At 51.0% G+C, this 20,029-nt stretch carries 18 protein-coding genes; 11 read left to right on the top strand and 7 right to left on the bottom strand.

The genetic code is table 11. The features are described 5' to 3' along the window. Positions 1-121 precede the first annotated feature (121 nt). On the bottom strand, positions 122-1,387 hold the full coding sequence (gene sstT / locus INF30_RS07450) for a serine/threonine transporter SstT (RefSeq protein ID WP_226394763.1): 1,266 nt from the start codon (positions 1,385-1,387) through the stop codon (positions 122-124). 331 nt (positions 1,388-1,718) lie between these two features. Between sstT and tdh the strand changes: the two genes are divergently transcribed. The 5 genes from tdh to ppdK all read left to right on the top strand — a co-directional run bounded on the left by tdh (position 1,719) and on the right by ppdK (position 9,271). After that, the gene (gene tdh / locus INF30_RS07445) at positions 1,719-2,783 is read left to right on the top strand and encodes an L-threonine 3-dehydrogenase (protein WP_087174923.1); all 1,065 of its coding nucleotides are present in this window, start codon (positions 1,719-1,721) and stop codon (positions 2,781-2,783) included. Between the two features lie 74 nt (positions 2,784-2,857). Next, a complete protein-coding gene (locus tag INF30_RS07440; protein WP_076778629.1) occupies positions 2,858-4,054 on the top strand; it encodes a glycine C-acetyltransferase in 1,197 nt (398 codons plus the stop codon). 116 nt (positions 4,055-4,170) lie between these two features. Continuing rightward, positions 4,171-4,938, top strand: coding sequence for an REP-associated tyrosine transposase (locus INF30_RS07435; RefSeq protein WP_226394762.1), 768 nt, complete (start codon positions 4,171-4,173; stop codon positions 4,936-4,938). Between the two features lie 133 nt (positions 4,939-5,071). Continuing rightward, positions 5,072-6,475, top strand: a complete 1,404-nt coding sequence (locus INF30_RS07430; RefSeq protein WP_226394761.1) for an aminopeptidase — start codon at positions 5,072-5,074, stop codon at positions 6,473-6,475. A 162-nt stretch (positions 6,476-6,637) separates the two neighbouring features. Then, a complete protein-coding gene (ppdK, locus tag INF30_RS07425; RefSeq protein ID WP_226394760.1) occupies positions 6,638-9,271 on the top strand; it encodes a pyruvate, phosphate dikinase in 2,634 nt (877 codons plus the stop codon). A 75-nt stretch (positions 9,272-9,346) separates the two neighbouring features. Here the strand turns inward: ppdK and INF30_RS07420 are convergent, their stop codons facing one another. From INF30_RS07420 to INF30_RS07400, 5 genes are read right to left on the bottom strand one after another with little or no spacing between them, the layout of a single operon-like run. Next, complete coding sequence (locus INF30_RS07420) at positions 9,347-10,060, bottom strand: PHP domain-containing protein (protein ID WP_264176881.1); 714 nt, start codon at positions 10,058-10,060, stop codon at positions 9,347-9,349. A gap of 2 nt (positions 10,061-10,062) precedes the next feature. Continuing rightward, positions 10,063-10,392, bottom strand: coding sequence for a hypothetical protein (locus INF30_RS07415; RefSeq protein WP_076776390.1), 330 nt, complete (start codon positions 10,390-10,392; stop codon positions 10,063-10,065). A gap of 3 nt (positions 10,393-10,395) precedes the next feature. Further along, positions 10,396-11,769: a [Fe-Fe] hydrogenase large subunit C-terminal domain-containing protein gene (locus INF30_RS07410; RefSeq protein WP_226394758.1), complete on the bottom strand. Its 1,374-nt coding sequence runs from the start codon at positions 11,767-11,769 to the stop codon at positions 10,396-10,398. Between the two features lie 30 nt (positions 11,770-11,799). Then, a complete protein-coding gene (locus INF30_RS07405; RefSeq protein WP_076776394.1) occupies positions 11,800-12,222 on the bottom strand; it encodes an ATP-binding protein in 423 nt (140 codons plus the stop codon). Positions 12,223-12,257: 35 nt separating this feature from the next. After that, a complete protein-coding gene (locus tag INF30_RS07400) occupies positions 12,258-12,590 on the bottom strand; it encodes a DRTGG domain-containing protein (protein ID WP_226394757.1) in 333 nt (110 codons plus the stop codon). A gap of 306 nt (positions 12,591-12,896) precedes the next feature. On the opposite strand from INF30_RS07400, the gene INF30_RS07395 reads away from it, so the two are divergent. From INF30_RS07395 to INF30_RS07375, 5 genes are read left to right on the top strand one after another with little or no spacing between them, the layout of a single operon-like run. Beyond that, positions 12,897-13,391 (top strand): NADH-quinone oxidoreductase subunit NuoE family protein, encoded by a 495-nt coding sequence (locus INF30_RS07395; RefSeq protein WP_226394756.1) that lies wholly within the window; start codon positions 12,897-12,899, stop codon positions 13,389-13,391. A 2-nt stretch (positions 13,392-13,393) separates the two neighbouring features. Then, a complete protein-coding gene (locus INF30_RS07390; protein WP_226394755.1) occupies positions 13,394-13,951 on the top strand; it encodes an ATP-binding protein in 558 nt (185 codons plus the stop codon). A gap of 23 nt (positions 13,952-13,974) precedes the next feature. Beyond that, on the top strand, positions 13,975-14,355 hold the full coding sequence (locus INF30_RS07385) for a (2Fe-2S) ferredoxin domain-containing protein (RefSeq protein ID WP_226394754.1): 381 nt from the start codon (positions 13,975-13,977) through the stop codon (positions 14,353-14,355). Between the two features lie 15 nt (positions 14,356-14,370). After that, positions 14,371-16,158, top strand: a complete 1,788-nt coding sequence (gene nuoF, locus INF30_RS07380) for an NADH-quinone oxidoreductase subunit NuoF (protein WP_076776403.1) — start codon at positions 14,371-14,373, stop codon at positions 16,156-16,158. Positions 16,159-16,173: 15 nt separating this feature from the next. After that, positions 16,174-17,919, top strand: a complete 1,746-nt coding sequence (locus INF30_RS07375) for an NADH-dependent [FeFe] hydrogenase, group A6 (protein WP_226394753.1) — start codon at positions 16,174-16,176, stop codon at positions 17,917-17,919. Positions 17,920-18,017: 98 nt separating this feature from the next. Here INF30_RS07375 and INF30_RS07370 read toward each other — a convergent pair whose 3' ends face one another. Continuing rightward, positions 18,018-19,052, bottom strand: a complete 1,035-nt coding sequence (locus tag INF30_RS07370) for a PD-(D/E)XK nuclease family transposase (RefSeq protein ID WP_226394836.1) — start codon at positions 19,050-19,052, stop codon at positions 18,018-18,020. Positions 19,053-19,429: 377 nt separating this feature from the next. On the opposite strand from INF30_RS07370, the gene INF30_RS07365 reads away from it, so the two are divergent. Next, positions 19,430-20,002 carry a VanZ family protein gene (locus INF30_RS07365; protein WP_226394752.1) on the top strand — a complete coding sequence of 191 codons (573 nt, stop codon included), beginning with the start codon at positions 19,430-19,432 and terminating at the stop codon, positions 20,000-20,002. Positions 20,003-20,029 lie beyond the last annotated feature (27 nt).

Genomic DNA, 20,029 nt, shown 5'->3' with positions numbered 1-20,029 from the left:
AAAACAAAGCGATACTCTCCTGATTTTTCATAAACGGAGCGAGAATGCCGCCCGATCCTCTAATCTGATGATCGGGCGGCACCCTATTTTACTTGCCGTATATTTACTTGTCTGTATTATCTTATTTGTTCTTAGGAACTGTGAAGCGAGCTTCCGGCTTTCCAACGTAATTCTCGGGGTGAAGACGTCTGTCGCGGAACTCCGCACAGGCTGTGTAGAGAACATCTGTGGAAGAATTGATACCTGTCTCGCAGGAATCCTGGATTACGCCGATGATGAAGCCTACGCCGACAACCTGCATAGCGATGTCGTTCGGGATGCCGAAGAGGCTGCAGGCGAGCGGGATCAGCAGAAGGGAACCGCCGGCCACGCCGGATGCTCCGGCTGCACTTGCTGCCGCCAGTACGCACATGATCAGAGCGGATCCGAAGGATACCTCGATGCCCAGTGTTGTCGCTGCTGCCAGCGCCATGGTGGAGATCGTGATAGCGGCTCCGGCCATGTTGACTGTGGATCCCAGCGGGATGGAGATAGAATATGTATCCTCATCCAGGTTCAGCTTCTTACAGAGCTCCATGTTAACCGGGATATTGGCAGCAGAGCTTCTTGTGAAGAACGCTGTGATAAAGCTCTCTTTTAAGCAGGTGAACACGAGTGGGTACGGATTTTTGCGCACACATATAAATGTAACAAGCGGGTTGATGATAAAAGCGACAACCGCCATACTGCCAACCAGAACAGCGATCAGCTTTCCGTACTCTACAAGTGCACCCAGTCCCTGCTCGGAGATGGTGCCGAAGATCAGGCCCATGATACCGAAGGGAGCACAGCTGATAACCCACTGCACGGCAACGGAAACGGCCTCGGAGATATCCTCCAGGGCTTTTTTCGTGCCGGGGCCGGCCTTCTTGAGGGCTACGCCGAAGATGATGGCCCATGCCAGGATGCCGATGTAGTTAGCGTTCACGATGGCATTCACCGGATTGTCCACCAGGTTCATCAGAAGGTTGGTCAGCACTTCTACAACGCCGCTCGGGGGAGCTACATCACTTGTGGCAGTGTTCTCGGAGAAGGTTACGGTGACCGGGAAGATGTAATGCGCGATCACAGCTACCAGAGCGGCCAGAAGGTTGCCCAGGCAGTAGAGGATCACGATGGCCTTCATGTTGGTCTTCTGTCCTTCGCCCATGTGGCACAGTGCACTCATGACCAGGAAGAATACCAGGACGGGTGCAACGCCGCGGAGCGCCCCAACGAACAGATCTCCGAGAATGGAAATGCCGGTTGCCTGTGGAACAGCAAGCCCCAGGATGATACCGATGATCAATCCGCAGATGATACGCGTTACAAGACTGATGCTGTTCCATTTTTTGATTAGATTTTTCATACTTTTTTTCGCAGATATGTTTGGATCTGCTTCTCCTCTCTTTCTCTCATGATTTCAGTTGCTGTATTTCCTGATAGGACTTATTATCGCATATTATCATCAATAATGCTATAGAAAAAGTGAAAAAACTTGTAAAAAGTAGAATAAATCTTACAAAAATGTTATAAGATTAACAATTAAAATAATGCAAAATGCATAAAATTTGTCAATATGTAATTGTAGTCACTGGCCAGGAGTGCTATAATAAACAAAGGTAGGCTGCCGGCATTTTTTATAGAATATTTCTATAAAAACGGGGCAGTAATTGATAGAATATGGAGGTATGTATATCATGGGAGAAGGAAAAAATGATGGAATGATGTGGGCGCTTGTCAAGGAGAAACCGGAAGAGGGACTCTGGATGAAGCGAGTACCCATACCGGAGGTAGGACCGAATGATGTGAAGATTAAGATCCACAAGACAGCGATCTGCGGGACAGACGTACATATCTGGCAGTGGAATGACTGGGCACAGCATACGATTCCCATTGGTCTTACGGCCGGCCACGAGTATGTTGGGGAAGTCGTGGAGACAGGGGAAGGCGTTCGCGGATTTAACATCGGTGATCTGGTGTCCGGAGAAGGACATATCACATGTGGAAAATGCCGCAACTGTCTGGAAGGACACAAGGAAAACTGTAAGGATGCCAAGGGCGTGGGCGTAAACCGCAACGGAGCGTTTGCGGAGTATCTGGTCATCCCGGCTTCTAACGTATGGCCCTGCAATCCTAATATACCGGAAGAGATGTACGCGATTTTTGATCCCTTTGGAAATGCAACTCACACAGCCCTTTCTTATGATGTATTGGGCGAGGATGTGCTTGTGGCAGGCGCAGGTCCTATCGGCATCATGGCAGCAGCTATCGTAAAATTTGCGGGCGCAAGACACGTGGTGGTGACAGATTTCAACGAGTACCGTCTCGACCTGGCAAAGAAGCTGGGTGCTACCAGAGTAGTTGATCTGGGCAAAGAAAAGCTTCCGGATGTTATGAAAGAGATCGGAATGACAGAGGGCTTTGACGTTGGTCTTGAGATGTCCGGTTCCCAGGCAGCGCTCCACGATATGATCCACAATATGAAGCACGGCGGCAAGATCGCGCTTCTCGGACTGCAGAGGACAGATGCCAAGGTGGATCTGGAGACCGTCATCTTCAACGGACTGAACCTGCGCGGTATTTATGGAAGAAAGGTATGGGATACATGGTACAAGATGTCCACTATGCTTCAGGCTGGTCTGGATATCAGCGGCATTATTACTCACCATTTCGACATCAAAGATTACCGCAAGGGATTTGAGGCAATGATTTCCGGAGAGTCCGGCAAGGTGATCCTGGACTGGGCCCATGTAAATGACTGATCTGACATCTGAATGTGATTGCATTATAATTAGGAAAGTACATTAACAATAAGGTAAAGGAGCGAAAAAAGAAAATGGCACGTAAAGACGATATTTTAAGCATTTATGCAAAAGAAGTGGAGGGGATCAAGGAAGCAGGATTGTTTAAAGGCGAGGCGCCTTTCGTTTCTCCTCAGGGAGCGAGAGTGACCATGGAAGATGGAAGAGAACTCCTCTGCATGTGTGCAAATAACTACCTGGGATTGGGAGACAGCCCGAGGCTGATCGAGGCTGCCAAGAAAACATATGACGAAAAAGGATTTGGCGTGGCATCCGTGCGATTCATCTGCGGAACACAGGATATCCACAAGAAGCTGGAGAAGACTATCTCCGATTTCCTTGGAACAGATGACACCATCTTGTATTCCTCCTGCTTTGACGCCAACGGCGGACTTTTCGAGACACTTCTGACAGCTGATGACGCAGTGATCAGCGATGAGCTGAACCATGCTTCCATCATTGACGGTGTGCGCCTGTGTAAGGCAAAGAGATACCGCTATAAAAACAACGACATGGAAGACCTGGAGGCTAAGCTGAAAGAGGCAGATGAGGCGGGAGCCAGGATCAAACTGATCGCTACAGACGGCGTGTTCTCCATGGATGGAATTATCTGTAACCTGAAAGGTATCTGCGATCTGGCAGACCAGTACAATGCACTGGTTATGGTGGATGACAGTCATGCAGTCGGATTCGTCGGAAAGACAGGCCGGGGAACTCCCGAGTACTGCGGCGTGCAGGGCCGTGTGGACATTATCACAGGTACTCTTGGAAAAGCACTCGGCGGTGCGTCAGGCGGATACACATCCGGCCGCAAAGAGATCATTGACCTTCTCCGCCAGAGAAGCCGTCCGTACCTGTTCTCCAACTCCCTTGCTCCCGCTATTGCAGGCGCCAGCATTGAGATGTTCAAGATGCTGGATGAGAGCACAGAACTTCGGGATCATCTGGAAGAAGTGACAGCTTACTACAGAAAACTTCTTGTGGACAACGGCTTTGACGTAATCCCCGGCACACATCCCTGCGTACCGGTTATGCTGTACGATGAGAAGACAGCAGCAGAATTCGCAAAACGTATGGTGGACAAGGGCGTATATGTAGTTGCCTTCTCCTACCCGGTTGTACCGAAGGGCAAGGCAAGAATCCGTACCCAGGTGTGCGCAAGCCACACGAAAGAAGACATCGATTTCATCGTGAAATGCTTCATGGAAGTAAGAGATGAGATGGGATTGTAATATGTAGTTCCGTTAATTCTGGACGTAATACTTTGCAAAAGTATTACGTCCGGAATTAAACTAACTGGTGTGTAATTGTGTGAAATGTCCCTGTGGCAAGTGAGAGGAGAGATATTTTGCCACAGAGAAAAAGACAGGAGAGTAGTACCGGCATATACCACGTTGTTGGAAAAGGAATAGCCCGGGAAAATAATTTTAATCAGACAAGAGAAAAGAAATATTTCCAGAAAATTATCAGAAAATATCAGAGCAAATATGCAGTAAAAATCTATGCCTACTGTATCATGTCGAATCATGTGCATATTATGATTGGGGCAGAGCTTCAGGTTTTATCTTTGTTCATGGCCAGGATCCTGGCAGAATACGCATTTTATTATAATTATAAACATAACCGTAATGGGCATGTGTTTCAGAATCGTTTTACAAGTGAATGTATTGAGACAGAATCTTATTTCTGGAATTGTCTTCGCTATATTCATATGAATCCGGTAAAAGCCGGAATGGTGGTGCATGCAGGAGATTACCGCTTTAGCAGTATGAAAGAGTTCTTTTCTGGGAAAGATCCGCTGATACATCCAGACAGTATACAACTAGTAAAACAGAGATTTTGTGATCGGATGTCTTTTGATGATTTCCATGGAAAGAGGAAGTACGAAATTTTCCAGGATATCTATGAGGAAATGGAACAGCAGAGGATTGAGATTGCAGAAAGAATCGCAAGAGAAATGTATGCGCAGGCAAGGATGAATTATCTTAGCCAGGTGTTTGAAGAAAAAGAATATCGGGAAGAATATATGGAAAGGATTCAACAAACACTGCATGTATCACAGCGCAAATCTAAACTTCTATATTCAAAAGTAAGAAATCAGGTAAAAAACAACTGACACAATTACACGGGGAATATTTCATAAAAGCACACCAGTTAGTTTAATTCCGGACGTAATACTTTTTAAAAGGGTTACGTCCCCAATCAAATATGTTATACTATACCCATCATCATAAAGGAGGACTACAGATATGGAAAGAACAAATGCATGGCTTACCTACTCCGAAGGGGAGCTCGGCGAGCTGGAGCGCATCAGCAGTTTATACAAAGCATGCCTGGACGAGGGCAAGACGGAGCGGGAGTGTGTAAAGGCCGCTGTCCGAATTGCCGTGGAACACGGATACCGTGATCTGAAGGAAGTGATCACATCCGGCGGCAGCCTTTCAGCAGGAGACAAAGTTTACGCAGTGTGCATGGAAAAAAGCGTTATCCTCTTCCACATTGGCGAGAATCCACTGGAGGAGGGTATGAATATTCTGGGCGCCCACATTGACTCGCCCCGCATTGATGTAAAGCAGAATCCTCTCTATGAAAATGAGGAACTTGCCTATCTGGATACTCACTATTACGGCGGCATCAAAAAGTACCAGTGGGTGACCCTGCCTCTGGCGCTTCATGGTGTGGTTGTGAAAAAAGACGGGACAACCGTGGATATCTGCATAGGAGAAAAGGAGGAGGATCCGGTCTTTGCAGTGACAGACCTCCTTGTGCACCTGGCAGGAAAGCAGCTGGAGAAAAAGGCGAACATTGTCATTGAGGGAGAAAAGCTGGATCTTCTGGTGGGAAGCAGACCACTTAAAAAAGAGGAAGAAGACGCCCAGGACAAAGCAGAAAAAGAAGCAGTGAAAAAACAGATCCTGCAGCTTCTTAAAGAAACGTACCAGATTGAGGAAGAAGATTTCTTTTCCGCTGAGCTGGAAATCGTTCCAGCAGGAAGGTCCAGGGACTGCGGACTTGACCGCAGCATGATCATGGCCTACGGACAGGACGACAGAGTCTGCGCATTCACATCCCTGTTCGCCATGATGGACACGGCTGATCTGAAAAAGACCGCCTGCTGTATCCTGGTAGATAAGGAAGAGATCGGCAGCGTTGGCGCCACAGGCATGCATTCCCGGTTCTTTGAAAATACAGTGGCTGAGGTGATGGCGCTTAAAGAGGGAGAGTCAGAGCTGAAGCTGCGCCGGGCCCTGCAGAATTCCAAAATGCTTTCTTCTGATGTGAGCGCTGCCTACGATCCCATGTACGCGGAAGTGTTTGAGAAGAGGAGCTCCGCCTTTTTTGCCAAGGGCCTGGTGTTCAACAAATTCACAGGCAGCAGGGGAAAAAGCGGATCCAATGATGCCAATGCCGAGTACCTTGCACAGATCCGCCGCGCCATGGATGAGCAGAATGTGGCTTACCAGTTCGCGGAGCTTGGAAAAGTAGACGCAGGCGGTGGCGGAACTATTGCCTACATCATGGCAAATTATGGGATGGAAGTCATTGACAGCGGCGTGGCCGTGCTGTGCATGCACGCTCCCTGGGAGATCACAAGCAAGGCGGATGTGTACGAGGCATACAAGGGGTACAAGGCGTTTATCCGAGAGATGTAAATCTTTGGTTTTCAAGGGTTTTATGGCAAAAAAGAGCGGCCGGCATATTATTTTACAACTTACTGGTTAAGGACTTGACGAACCATGGCAAAAACAGTAAAATATTATGTGCAAATTACTAGATATTACTAGAAAGAAAAATTTTTAGGAGGTCATTGGAACATGGCAACAAAATGGGTTTATATGTTCACAGAAGGTAACGCAACCATGAGAAACCTTCTCGGCGGCAAAGGCGCCAACCTCGCAGAGATGACAGGCCTGGGACTCCCGGTACCGCAGGGATTCACTGTTACTACAGAGGCTTGTACACAGTACTATGAGGATGGCAGAAAGATCAACGACGAGATCATGGGTCAGATCATGGACGCTATGGCTAAGCTGGAAGAGATCACAGGAAAGAAATTCGGAGACAAAGAGAATCCGCTTCTCGTTTCCGTACGTTCCGGTGCAAGAGCTTCCATGCCTGGTATGATGGACACAATCCTGAACCTGGGATTAAATGAGGAAGTTGTTGAGACTCTGGCAGAAGCTTCCGGTAACCCGCGCTGGGCTTGGGACTGCTACAGAAGATTCATCCAGATGTACTCTGACGTAGTTATGGAAGTTGGTAAGAAATACTTTGAAGAGCTTATCGACAAGATGAAAGAAGAGAAAGGTGTTACACAGGATGTTGATCTGACAGCAGAGGATCTGAAGACTCTTGCAGGACAGTTCAAAGCTGAGTACAAAGAGAAGATCGGTTCAGACTTCCCGTCTGACGCTAAAGAGCAGTTAATGGGAGCTGTTAAAGCCGTGTTCCGTTCATGGGACAACCCGAGAGCAAATGTATACCGTCGTGACAACGACATCCCGTATTCATGGGGAACAGCTGTCAACGTACAGATGATGGCATTTGGTAACATGGGTGATGACTGTGGTACAGGTGTTGCGTTCACACGTGATCCAGCTACAGGAGAAAACGGACTCTTCGGTGAGTTCCTTACAAACGCACAGGGCGAGGACGTTGTTGCTGGTGTCCGCACACCTATGCACATTTCCGAGATGGAAGACAAATTCCCGGAGGCATTTGCTCAGTTCAAGAGCGTATGCAAGACTCTGGAGACACACTACAGAGATATGCAGGACATGGAGTTTACTGTAGAGCACGGCAAACTGTACATGCTGCAGACGCGTAACGGTAAGAGAACAGCTCAGGCTGCGCTGAAGATCGCATGCGATCTGGTTGACGAGGGAATGAGAACAGAGGAAGAAGCTGTTGCAATGATCGATCCCCGTAACCTGGATACACTGCTTCATCCGCAGTTTGACACTGCTGCACTGAAGGCTGCTACTCCTATGGGCAAAGGTCTTGGAGCTTCTCCTGGAGCTGCCTGCGGTAAGGTTGTCTTCACAGCTGATGACGCTGTAGAGTGGGCTGCAAGAGGCGAGAAGGTTATCCTTGTTCGTCTTGAGACATCACCTGAGGATATCACAGGTATGAAGTCTGCGCAGGGTATCCTGACAGTCCGCGGTGGTATGACATCTCACGCAGCCGTTGTTGCTCGTGGTATGGGCGAGTGCTGCGTATCCGGATGTGGCGACATCATCATGGATGAGGCTAACAAGAAATTTACACTTGGCGGAAAAGAGTTCCACGAGGGAGATGCTATCTCTATCGATGGTTCCACGGGTAACATCTACGACGGTATCATCCCGACAGTAGACGCTACAATCGCTGGTGAGTTCGGACGTATCATGGACTGGGCTGACAAATACAGAACAATGAAAGTCCGCACAAACGCAGATACACCGGAAGATGCAAGAAAAGCTGCTGAGCTTGGCGCTGAGGGTATCGGACTTTGCCGTACAGAGCATATGTTCTTCGGCGAGGGAAGAATTGACGCATTCCGTGAGATGATCTGTGCTGAGACAGAGGAAGAGAGAGAGAAAGCTCTTGAGAAAGTTCTTCCGTATCAGCAGAGCGACTTCGAGAAACTGTACGAGGCTCTGGAAGGCAACCCGGTAACAATCCGTTTCCTTGATCCGCCGCTTCATGAGTTCGTTCCGACAGAGGAAGAGGACATCAAGAAACTGGCAGAGGCTCAGGGCAAGACTGTTGAGAGAATTAAAGAGATCATCGACAGCCTCCATGAGTTCAACCCGATGATGGGTCACCGCGGATGCCGTCTGGCTGTAACATATCCTGAGATCGCAAAGATGCAGACAAAGGCTGTTATCCGCGCGGCTATCAATGTACAGAAAGCTCATCCGGGCTGGAAAGTTCAGCCGGAGATCATGATCCCGCTTGTTGGCGATATCAAAGAGCTGAAATACGTGAAGAAATTCGTTGTTGAGACAGCTGACGCTGAGATCGCTGCTGCAGGAAGCGACCTTGAGTACGAAGTTGGTACAATGATCGAGATCCCGAGAGCTGCTCTTACAGCTGACGAGATCGCTGCAGAGGCTGACTTCTTCTGCTTCGGCACAAACGACCTGACACAGATGACATACGGCTTCTCCCGTGACGATGCAGGTAAGTTCCTTGAGGCTTACTATGATGCTAAGATCTTTGAGAACGATCCGTTCGCAAAACTGGATCAGGTTGGCGTTGGCAAGCTGATGAAGATGGCTATCGATCTTGGAAAACCGGTTAACTCCAAGCTCCACGTAGGTATCTGCGGCGAGCACGGTGGAGATCCGAGCTCTGTAGAGTTCTGCAACAAGCTTGGTCTTGACTATGTATCCTGCTCACCGTTCCGTGTACCGATCGCTCGTCTGGCTGCTGCACAGGCTGCAATCGCACAGAAGAAAAACTAATCACAGCAGAATATAGCGTGGTATATAAATCCCGCCTCGGAAATGAGGCGGGATTTTTGTGTGTGGCGCCATTAATTATATTGGCGCGGACAGGGCGTCCAGTATGTCCGGTATGCTGCGGGAGGCGCAGGGGATCTGCAGGTCCGGCTCTCTGATGTCCCAGAGATAGTGGGCATCTGAACTTGAGAGGATGCGGCAGCTCTCCAGATAGGGGTGGTCTCTCCTTAGCTGATGCAGCTTTGTAAGATCACGGATTTCTGCGCATCGGAAAGTGCTCTCCGGGGGAATAAAGCCCAGGTTGGAGAGCAGGCTGGTGGAAGATTTGTCCAGGTGGGCCGGAAAACAGATGCCGTGGAATCCTGCCACGAGAGCCTCTGTCCGGTAGAAGGGGATGTCTGTAGCATTGATCAGGAGTTTCTCTAAGGTGCCTGTGATCTGATCCTTCTCATCCAGGATCAGCTGTTCACCGAAAATGTCCGGACGGTTTTTTACAGGAAGGAGATGTGCATACACATAGCTGTCGAAATCCATGGCTGCCTCCAGAGAGGGAAAGAGGCAGACCACGTGAACTTCCTCGGAGGTGGTCAGCTCCATGCCCGGGATCAGCGTAATGCCCAGAGCCTCAGCGTGCCTCATGGCGGCGGGACAGTTCCTGCAGGAATTGTGGTCTGTGAGGGCGATCACATCCAGCCCCTTCACGGCAGCCATGCCGGCGATGTTGGCCGGCGTCATATCTCCGTCGCCGCAGGGGGAGAGGCAGGAGTGGATGTGAAGATCGTAGAAGAGCATGTTCACAGGAGAGCATGCACCGCCAGGGCTGCCTCAAAGACGGGCAGCTCGGTGTAAAATACGGTGATCTCCTCTTTTTTTGCGCAGTCCAGATCTTCCGGTGCGAAGGCAGCCCCCTCTGCCAGGATCACACAGGAGACATCCGCCAGGGAGGCGACGGCCAGCGTGTTCCGGTTTCCCATGACCGTGACCCAGGCACTGTCTCCGGGAGCCTTCCCCATGGCGATACTGAGAAGATCGCAGCAGAACACTTTTGTGATGTCCCGGTCAGTCTTTCCTGCATTCTTCAGCTCAAAACAATTTTTTTCTATAAGATTCTGTACAGAAGCCATCTGTCACACATCCTTTCTGCGCAGTTCCAGAGCCAGTTTCCCGATGGAGTGCTGCAGGTTCTGCAGATCCTCGGGGCCAATGCGGCCGGAGGCCTCCATCTCGGTAGTCATGTAGGACAGATCTCCGGAGAGGCTCTGGATAAATGCAATAAATTCATAGATACAGTCATTTCTCGAGGCTTCTCCTCTGACAATATCCTCCGCCAGGGCCCGGCAGGTGGGAGCGCCGCAGGAGCCGCAGTCCAGGCCGGGAAGCTGCTCTGTCAGGTCCTCCACCATACCCATCATCTCAAAGCTTTCGCGGAAATTGCTCCCAAGGCGGAAGACCGGTTCGTACTCCACATACTCTTCCCACAGATAGTCCACATCCGGGCAGGCTTCCATATGGGTGCCGGAGACAGGCAGATACCGGTGGAGCCGCTTTGTCTTGGCGGTGGCCACGTAGGGATTTTCTACGGTCAGAGGACCGCCCACGCATCCTCCGTTGCAGGCGTTCAGCTCCACAAAGAGAAGACCGTGAAACTTCTCGTCCTCCAGATCGCTGAGCACCCGCAGTACATTCATGATGCCGTCAGCTGCCAGGTAATTGTCTGTGATGAGCCCGGCTGCCTCACCGCCGCTGTTGCTCCAGCCGATGCCGATGCGGCCGGAAGTGGAGAGGGGGCGCAGCTTCGACTCATCGTGGGTCATGTGGGAGAGGAGCACAGGATACACATCTTTGATGGCAAGTACCTTGTCAATCTGGCTTTTCTCAATACCAAGAGGAGCCTTGGCGTAGGTGACCTTGGAGGGACAGGGGGATATGAAGAAGATTCCGATGTCCGAGGAGGGAAGTCCTGTCTTTTCCATAGCCAGTTTTCTGGCAATCTGTGCCGCGATCTCCACCGGGGGCCGGATGGGCAAAAGGCGGGGGATCAGAGTGGGAAAGCGGACCCGGATGATGCGCACAATGGTGGGGCAGGCGCTGCTGATGAAAGGCGCCTCATCACGGTGTTCTTCTATGTAGGAGCGGGTCATCTCCGACACCAGTTCCGCTGCGGCGCTGACCTCAAAGACATCGTCAAAGCCCATGGAGAGGAGGGCGTTGAGAACAATGTCCACGTTGGTCAGATTGTTGAATTGGGCGTAGAGGGAGGGGGCGGGAAGAGCCACCGTGTATTTATAATTATGCATCTCATCCAGGGAGTCCGACTCCGCGATCTTGGCGTGGTGGGGACAGTACCTGATACAGCGGCCGCAGTCCACGCAGAACTGGGGCTTGATGGAAGCCTTTCCGCCGTGTACCCGGATGGCCTGGGTGGGGCAGTATTTGATACAGTTGATGCAGCCTGTGCAGGCATCTTTATCCAGTTTGACAGAATGTATGAATTTATCCAAAAGATGTCCTCCTTTACAGGGCAGATCCGCCTACAGGTGTATGTCCATGGTCACTGTGGTCCCGACACCCACCTCAGTGTCGATCTGCATATTGTCTGAAAATTTTTTCATGTTGGGCAGACCCATACCGGCGCCAAAGCCCAGGGAGCGCACCTCCTCCGGGGCGGTGGAGTAGCCCTGCTGCATGGCTTTTTCCACGTCCGGGATGCCGGGGCCTGTGTCCGCCAGTATGAGCCGGATGTTGTCGTCAGAGACCAGGACTTTAATGCTGCCTCCGTCTGCATGGATGACCATATTGATCTCTCCTTCGTACATGGCGATGGCGACCCGGCGAATGACGCCGCTGTCCACGCCCATCATCTTGAGTTTGTTCTTTACATCGCTGCTGGCTTCGCCGGCGCGGGTGAAATCATCGCCGGAAACCTGGTATTCGAATGTCAGGCATTCGCTCATGTCTGTTTACCTCCTTGATGCCGGCATGACCGGCATTACAGCCCGCTGCTGTACAGAATGCCGCAGGTTGTATACATTCCTTTCTCCGTGTGCAGAACGCACATATCCTTTGCCCTTGCCAGATTCAGGATCTCGCTGTCCAGGGGCTTGCCCCGTACAAAAACAATACAGGAAACATCCAGCATTTCGGCAGTCCGGATGACCTGTGGGTTGCACAGACCGGTGAGCAGGACACAGTGGGGATTGGCAAAGGCCAGCACATCGCTCATCATGTCCGAGGCAAAAGCCTCTGCCACATCCTGATCCAGCATCTGTTCGCCGGACAGGATCTGTGCATCCAGAAGGGTTTTGATTTCTCTGATTAACATGGAAACCTCCTGTAAAAATACTGTAAAAACACAGAAAAGATATTTAAATAAGAAACAATAATCATAAAGAGAGTATAACATCAGAAAATATCCAAATCAAGGCAAATTGTATAAAATAGATAAAAATGAAAACACATTATTGTGCATTTTTTAACATATACTGTGAAAAAATAAACATTGAAAAAGGTATAATAACTAAAAAACAGGATAAAAAATTGTAGATATTTAGAAAAGTCTATGATAGAATGAATAAAGAGTGAAATGCAACGCAATTTTCAGACAAAAAACGAACAAGGAGGTTTACAGATGGGTTCTACGAAGTCGACCGTTCCATTCCGTGGAACGAAAGAGCAGGAAGAGGCGCTGCTTGCTGTCATCCGCGGTATGAAGGATGAAAAGGGCGCCCTCATGCCGATTCTGCAGAAGGCTCAGGAGATATACGGCTATCTTCCCATAGAGGTGCAGAAGATCATTTCCAATGAGACAGGGATCCCCCTGGAAAAAATTTACGGAGTTGTGACATTTTATTCACAGTTTACCTTGAGTCCCAAGGGCAGATATCAGATTTCTGTCTGTCTTGGCACGGCATGCTATGTGAAAGGATCCGGCGACATCTACAACAAGCTGATGGAGAAGCTGGGGATTGTGGGCGGAGAGTGTACCCCCGACGGAAAATTTTCACTGGATGCATGCCGCTGTATCGGTGCCTGCGGCCTGGCTCCGGTCATGACTATCAACGATGAGGTCTACGGCAGGCTGAAGGTGGACGATATCGACGACATTCTGGCCAAATACGAATAGCCATGCTGCCGGAGATATCCCTTCATATCCTGGACGTGGCAGAGAATTCTGTCCGGGCAGGCGCGACCCTGGTAAGGATCGAAGTGCTGGCTGACACGGCTGAAAATACCCTCTCCGTTACGATAGCGGACAACGGCTGCGGCATGTCAGAGGAACAGCTTGCAAAAGTGGAAGATCCCTTTTTTACCACCAGGAATACCCGGAAGGTGGGGCTTGGCATTCCCTTTTTCAAGCAGGCGGCCCTGGCCACAGGAGGAAGCTTTTCCATCCGGTCAAAGGAGGGGGAGGGGACAGTGACAAAGGCGGTGTTTGTCCTCGACAGCATCGACAGGATGCCCCTGGGAGATATGACAGCCACCATACATACACTTGTCACCTGCCATGAGGAGATGGATTTTTATTACAGATATGACTGTGACGGACGCGGGTTTGTGCTGGACACGCGGGAGATGAAGGAAATACTTGGAAATGTGCCGCCAGGACTGCCGGAGGTGTCCGGGTTCATAAAAGAATACCTGGAGACGAATCACAGAGAGGCGGACGGCGGAAACGTGTTATAAAACGGAAAGATTGGAGGAAGGATATGAAATCTCTTGAAGAATTACGTGCTATAAGAGAGAAGATGCAGGGAAAAGTGGGCTTCCGCTCCGAGGATGCCACCCAGACAAGGGTTGTGGTGGGAATGGCCACATGCGGCATCGCCAGCGGCGCCCGTCCTGTACTTACAGCCCTTTCTGACGCTGTGCAGGAGGAGGGGCTGAACAATATCAATGTCACCCAGACAGGCTGCATCGGCCTGTGCCAGTATGAGCCCATTGTGGAGGTCATGGAGCCGGGCAAAGAGAAAGTAACGTATGTAAAAATGACACCCGAGAAGGCGATGGAAGTGTTCCGCCTGCACTTAAAAGGCGGCCAGGTAGTGACAAAGTACACCCTCGCCACAGAGAAGATCGGAAAAGAGTAGAAGGAGGTTGCAGCTATGTATCGTTCACATGTACTGGTCTGTGGAGGAACCGGATGTACCTCCTCGGGAAGCCAGAAGATCAGAGACAGACTGGAAGAAGAGATCAGAAAACAGGGACTGGAAAATGAAGTTGGCGTGGTAAAGACGGGCTGCTTCGGTCTGTGCGCCTTAGGTCCCATCATGATCGTGTACCCGGAAGGGGCCTTCTATTCCATGGTAAAAGAAGAGGATATCCCGGAGATCGTGTCCGAACACCTCTTAAAAGGAAGAGTGGTCAAGCGACTCCTCTATGATGAGACAGTCAAAGGCGCGGAGGTGCTGCCGCTCCAGGAGACAAAATTCTACAAAAAGCAGCATCGTATCGCCCTGCGCAACTGCGGTGTCATCAACCCGGAGAATATTGAGGAGTACATCGGCACCGGCGGATACGAGGCGCTGGGGAAGGTGCTCACAGAGATGAAGCCCCAGGACGTGATCCAGATCCTTCTGGACAGCGGCCTTCGGGGAAGAGGAGGAGCCGGCTTCCCCACGGGACTGAAGTGGAAATTTGCCGCCGCAAACGAGGCGGACCAGAAATATGTCTGTTGTAACGCCGACGAGGGCGACCCGGGAGCATTCATGGACCGCTCCGTGCTGGAGGGCGACCCCCACGTGGTGCTGGAGGCCATGGCCATCGCGGGATACGCCATCGGCGCCTCCCAGGGTTACATTTACGTCCGGGCAGAGTACCCCATTGCGGTAGAGAGACTGAACATTGCCATCGGACAGGCAAGAGAGTACGGACTTCTCGGCAAAGACATTTTCGGGACAGGATTTGATTTTGATATTGAACTGCGCCTGGGTGCGGGAGCCTTTGTCTGCGGCGAGGAGACAGCCCTTATGACATCCATCGAGGGCAACAGGGGCGAGCCCCGTCCCCGTCCGCCTTTCCCGGCGCTGAAAGGCCTGTTCCAGAAACCCACCATCTTAAATAATGTAGAGACGCTTGCAAATATCCCCCAGATCATCTTAAACGGCCCTGAGTGGTTCGCGTCCATGGGAACCGAGAAGTCCAAGGGAACCAAGGTTTTCGCCCTGGGCGGAAAGGTAAACAACACAGGACTGGTGGAGATCCCCATGGGAACCACCCTGCGGGAGATCGTGGAGGAGATCGGCGGGGGCATCCCCAAGGGCAAGAAGTTCAAGGCAGCTCAGACCGGCGGCCCCTCCGGCGGCTGTATCCCGGCAGAGCACTTTGACGTGCCTATAGACTATGACAATCTGATCGCCATCGGCTCCATGATGGGATCCGGCGGACTCATCGTCATGGATGAGGACACTTGTATGGTGGACATCGCCAAGTTCTTCCTGGAGTTTACGGTAGATGAATCCTGCGGCAAGTGTACACCCTGCCGGGTGGGCACAAGGAGGATGCTGGAGATCCTGGAGAAGATCACAAAGGGCCAGGGAACCATGGAGGACCTGGACCGCCTGGAGGAGCTGGCAGAGCATCTGAAGTCAGGTTCCCTCTGTGCTCTGGGACAGACAGCGCCAAACCCGGTTCTGTCCACTTTGCGGTATTTCCGGGACGAGTACATAGCCCACATTGTGGATAAGAAATGTCCGGCGGGCGTGTGCAAGGATCTTCTGCAGTACCGGATCGATGCGGACAAGTGCCGCGGATGTACGCTCTGTGCCCGCACCTGCCCCAACGAAGCTATCGAGGGCAAGGTGAGAGAGCCTCACGTGATCAATCAGGACAAATGTGTAAAATGCGGCGCCTGCATGGAGAAATGCCGCTTTGGCGCAATCTACAAAGAATAATGGAGGATGGAGAATATGGAGAATATCAACTTAAAGATAAACGGTTTAGAAGTATCCGCTCCGGCTGGTTCCACCATTCTCGAAGCGGCGCACCTGGCGGGTATCAGGATCCCGACCCTGTGCTATTTAAAAGAAATCAATGAGATCGGCGCCTGCCGTATGTGCGTGGTGGAGGTCAAGGGAGCCAAGAACCTGGTGGCGGCCTGTGTCTATCCCATCAATGAAGGGATGGAGGTGTGGACCAACACGCCCAGGCTCATAAAGTCAAGAAGGCGGACCCTGCAGCTCCTGCTTTCCAACCACGACAAAAAATGTCTCTCCTGCGTGCGCAGCGGCAACTGCGAACTGCAGCAGCTCTGCCGTGAGTACGGCGTTGACGATGAAGATTATTTCCAGGGAGAGTCCAACCACTACGAGCTGGACACCTCTGCGGCCCACATGATCCGGGACAACAACAAGTGTATCCTCTGCCGCCGCTGCGTGGCTGTGTGCGAGAAGACCCAGGGTATCGGTGTCATTGGCCCCAACAACAGAGGTTTTGCCACCTTTATCGGCTCAGCCTTTGACATGGGCCTTGGCCAGACCAGCTGCGTCTCCTGCGGACAGTGTATTGCCGTCTGTCCCACAGGCGCTCTCTACGAGAAGGACTACACAGACCAGATCCTGGAGGCCATCGCAGATCCGGACAAATACGTGGTGGTGCAGACAGCGCCCTCCGTCAGAGCCGGCCTTGGCGAGGAGTTCGGTTATCCCATGGGAACAGATGTAGAAGGAAAGATGGCGGCAGCCCTGAGAAGAATCGGATTTGACAAAGTATTTGATACAGACTGGGCGGCGGATCTGACCATCATGGAGGAGGCCACAGAGCTCCTTGACAGGATCAAAAACGGCGGCGTGCTTCCTCTCATCACCTCCTGTTCACCGGGCTGGATCAAATACTGCGAGCACTATTTCCCGGATATGACAGAGAACCTGTCAAGCTGTAAGTCGCCCCAGCAGATGTTCGGAGCCATGTTAAAGACCTACTTTGCCGAGAAGGAAGGCATTGACCCGGCAAAGATCGTGTCCGTCAGCGTCATGCCCTGTACAGCCAAGAAGTTTGAGATCGGAAGAGACGACCAGAGCGCGGCCGGCGTGCCGGATGTGGATATAGCCATCACCACAAGGGAGCTGGCACGGCTGATCCGGCGGTGCGGCATTGAATTTACCTCCCTCCCGGATGAGAAATTTGACGATCCCATGGGCGAGTCCACGGGAGCCGGCGTCATCTTCGGCGCCACAGGCGGTGTTATGGAGGCGGCCCTGCGGACAGCGGTGGAGACCCTCACCGGCGAGGAGCTGGCAAAACTGGAGTTCACCGATGTGAGAGGAACAGAAGGTATCAAGGAAGCCTCCTACAATGTGGCGGGCCTGGATATCAAGGTGGCAGTCGCCTCCGGTCTTTCCAATGCCAGAACCCTTCTCAACAAGGTGAAAGCAGGAGAAGCCAGCTACCACTTTATCGAGATCATGGGCTGCCCGGGCGGATGCGTCAACGGCGGCGGCCAGCCTCAGGTGTCCGGCGATGTGCGAAACTTTACAGATGTGCGGGCCATCCGCGCCGGCGTGCTGTACCGCAATGACGAGGCCAAGGAAATCCGGAAGTCCCATGAGAATCCGGCCATCAAAAAGCTTTACGAGGAATATCTGGGCGAGCCGGGAAGCCACAAGGCTCACGAGTATCTGCACACAACCTACGTGAAACGGACCATCAACGGATAGGAAAACCTCCTTATGTGATATTTATACAAATAGCGAAGCGGGAAGAGAGCTCTTGAGGCTTTCTTCCCGCTTCACTGATTCTGGCCTGTTCTTCTGTTTTAGTTCTGGCTGGCAAGCTGACGCTTAAGCTCTGCGATCAGCCTGTCCTTTTCGTCGAGTGCGGCTTGCATCCGGTTTCTTTCGGCTTGCATCCGGTTTCTTTCGGCTAACATCTGACTTCTTTCAGCTGACATCTGGTCTCTTTCGGCTAGCATCTGGTCTTTTTCAGCTAACATCCGATCTCTCTCAGTTTGGATCTGCATCCTTTCTGCCTTCATCCGGTCGATCTCTGTCTGCATCTCATCCATCATATACTGTTCCGTATTACGGTCTAAAATAGCCAACTCTTCTGAAAACATATTCATCACCTTCTTTGTATCCTGGCATAGTGTATAAAGTTCTTCGTAAAGTTTCTGGAAGAATGGATAGTCCTCTAAAAGTGAGAGAATGGTTCCGGGCTCATCGGAAGAGAGGAATGCAAGCCATGCTTCCAGCCGGTTTCTGATACCATTATTGTGAAGTATTTCCTGAAATATGTCAAGTGGAATGAAAATGTATTTCTGTAGAAGATTGATCTTGATACCCGTATCGGATCTGGCTTCCAGATGGTGAAGGTAGTCATTGGGGAAAGCATGAAATTGAGAGGGGGATTTTTCGTAGAGAACGATTGTGTAGACGTTCTGGATATCTTTATAGCTGAATCTTTTCTCTTCTTTACTGCGCTTTCCGCGCACTCGTTTGTACTGCCTAAGGAGCAGATCGGCAGAGTAGCAGGCGCTGCGCTGTCCGGGAAACATATATCCCAGTCGCTGGATTTCAAGGTTGGCAATGCTTCCATCATCCAGTTCGATCACAATGTCTGTAATGATCAAATAACTTTCGCCGGCGATCCTTGCGGAGTCATTAGGCAGGACAGACCTGATCTTTACAGGCTGATGAAGGAGAAGCGATAGGAAATCTTCCATTCGTTCCGGAGCATACTCGGGATTAAAGATCTCTTTAATGAAGCCATCCGTCAGGATATTAATGCCCTTTTCACCGGAACAGAATGCAAGGAAATGTTCCTGGCGGTCTTTCGTCCATTTGCCGTACATGTCTGAAAGATTGTCTGAACTTCTGATCTCTGCAAGGATTTCTTCTTTTGTGCGGATCTTTGGGAAATAGCTTTTGATGCCCATAGGGCTGTGGGAGACTGCCCAGAGCAGACAGTCTGAATTATAAAGATATTAACATAAATAAATATGAAATGCAATGTGAAATAAAAAAGGCATAAAAAATTCGTAGAGCATATAAGTCTACGAAAAATATGAAGGGGAAAGAAGCAATGCGGTGCGTCCATAGCAGCCATACGGTGTTTAAGGAAAATTAATAAAATCATAAGCCGCTCTTCCTTGACGATTCAGTCAAAAACATATACTATAAGGTCTCTGAAGGTGACACAAGTTGACAGACACAAAAAGGAGGCCTGCATATGGGTATCTATCAGATCATAGCAATTCACAGCCGTCCCTGGTCCCAGCGGGAGATCGTTTTCTTTGGGAGCGTGATCATGGCCGTGGCGTTGCTGCTCCTGGCAGCGGCAGGGATGCGCAGGATCAAGAAAAGCCAGGCGGTCAGTGTGCTGGCTGCGCTGGTCTATATCGTGCTGGTATTTGGATCTACGGTGTTTACGAGAGGCGTGACGGACCGGCAGTTTGAGCTGACGCTTTTCTGGTCGTGGAGGGAGATGCTGGCATACCATGACAGAGACATGCTGCAGCAGATCCTGCTGAACTGCGTGATGCTGGCCCCGGTGGGGATGTTGCTCCCGGCGGCAGCAGGGCGCAGGGTGCGGCCGGCAGCTGCTCTGGCAGTGGGCATGCTCCTGTCGGGGATGATCGAAGCGAGCCAGTTTATCTTCAGGCGGGGGCTTTTTGAGCTGGATGATATCATACACAATTCGCTGGGATGCATGATAGGGTGCATGGCTGCAAACGCTGCGCTTCACTTTTTTCTGCAGAGAAAGAGTCAGCGGGCCGGGGCTGTAAAAGCGGCTGCGGCATGAAAGGAAAATGGATAGAAGTTAAAGACG

Origin of the sequence: Claveliimonas monacensis, from assembly GCF_014982975.1 — a bacterium.
Lineage (GTDB): Bacteria > Bacillota > Clostridia > Lachnospirales > Lachnospiraceae > Claveliimonas > Claveliimonas monacensis.
Note: the sequence above shows the minus strand (reverse complement) of the source record. Positions and strands in the feature narration are given on the sequence as shown.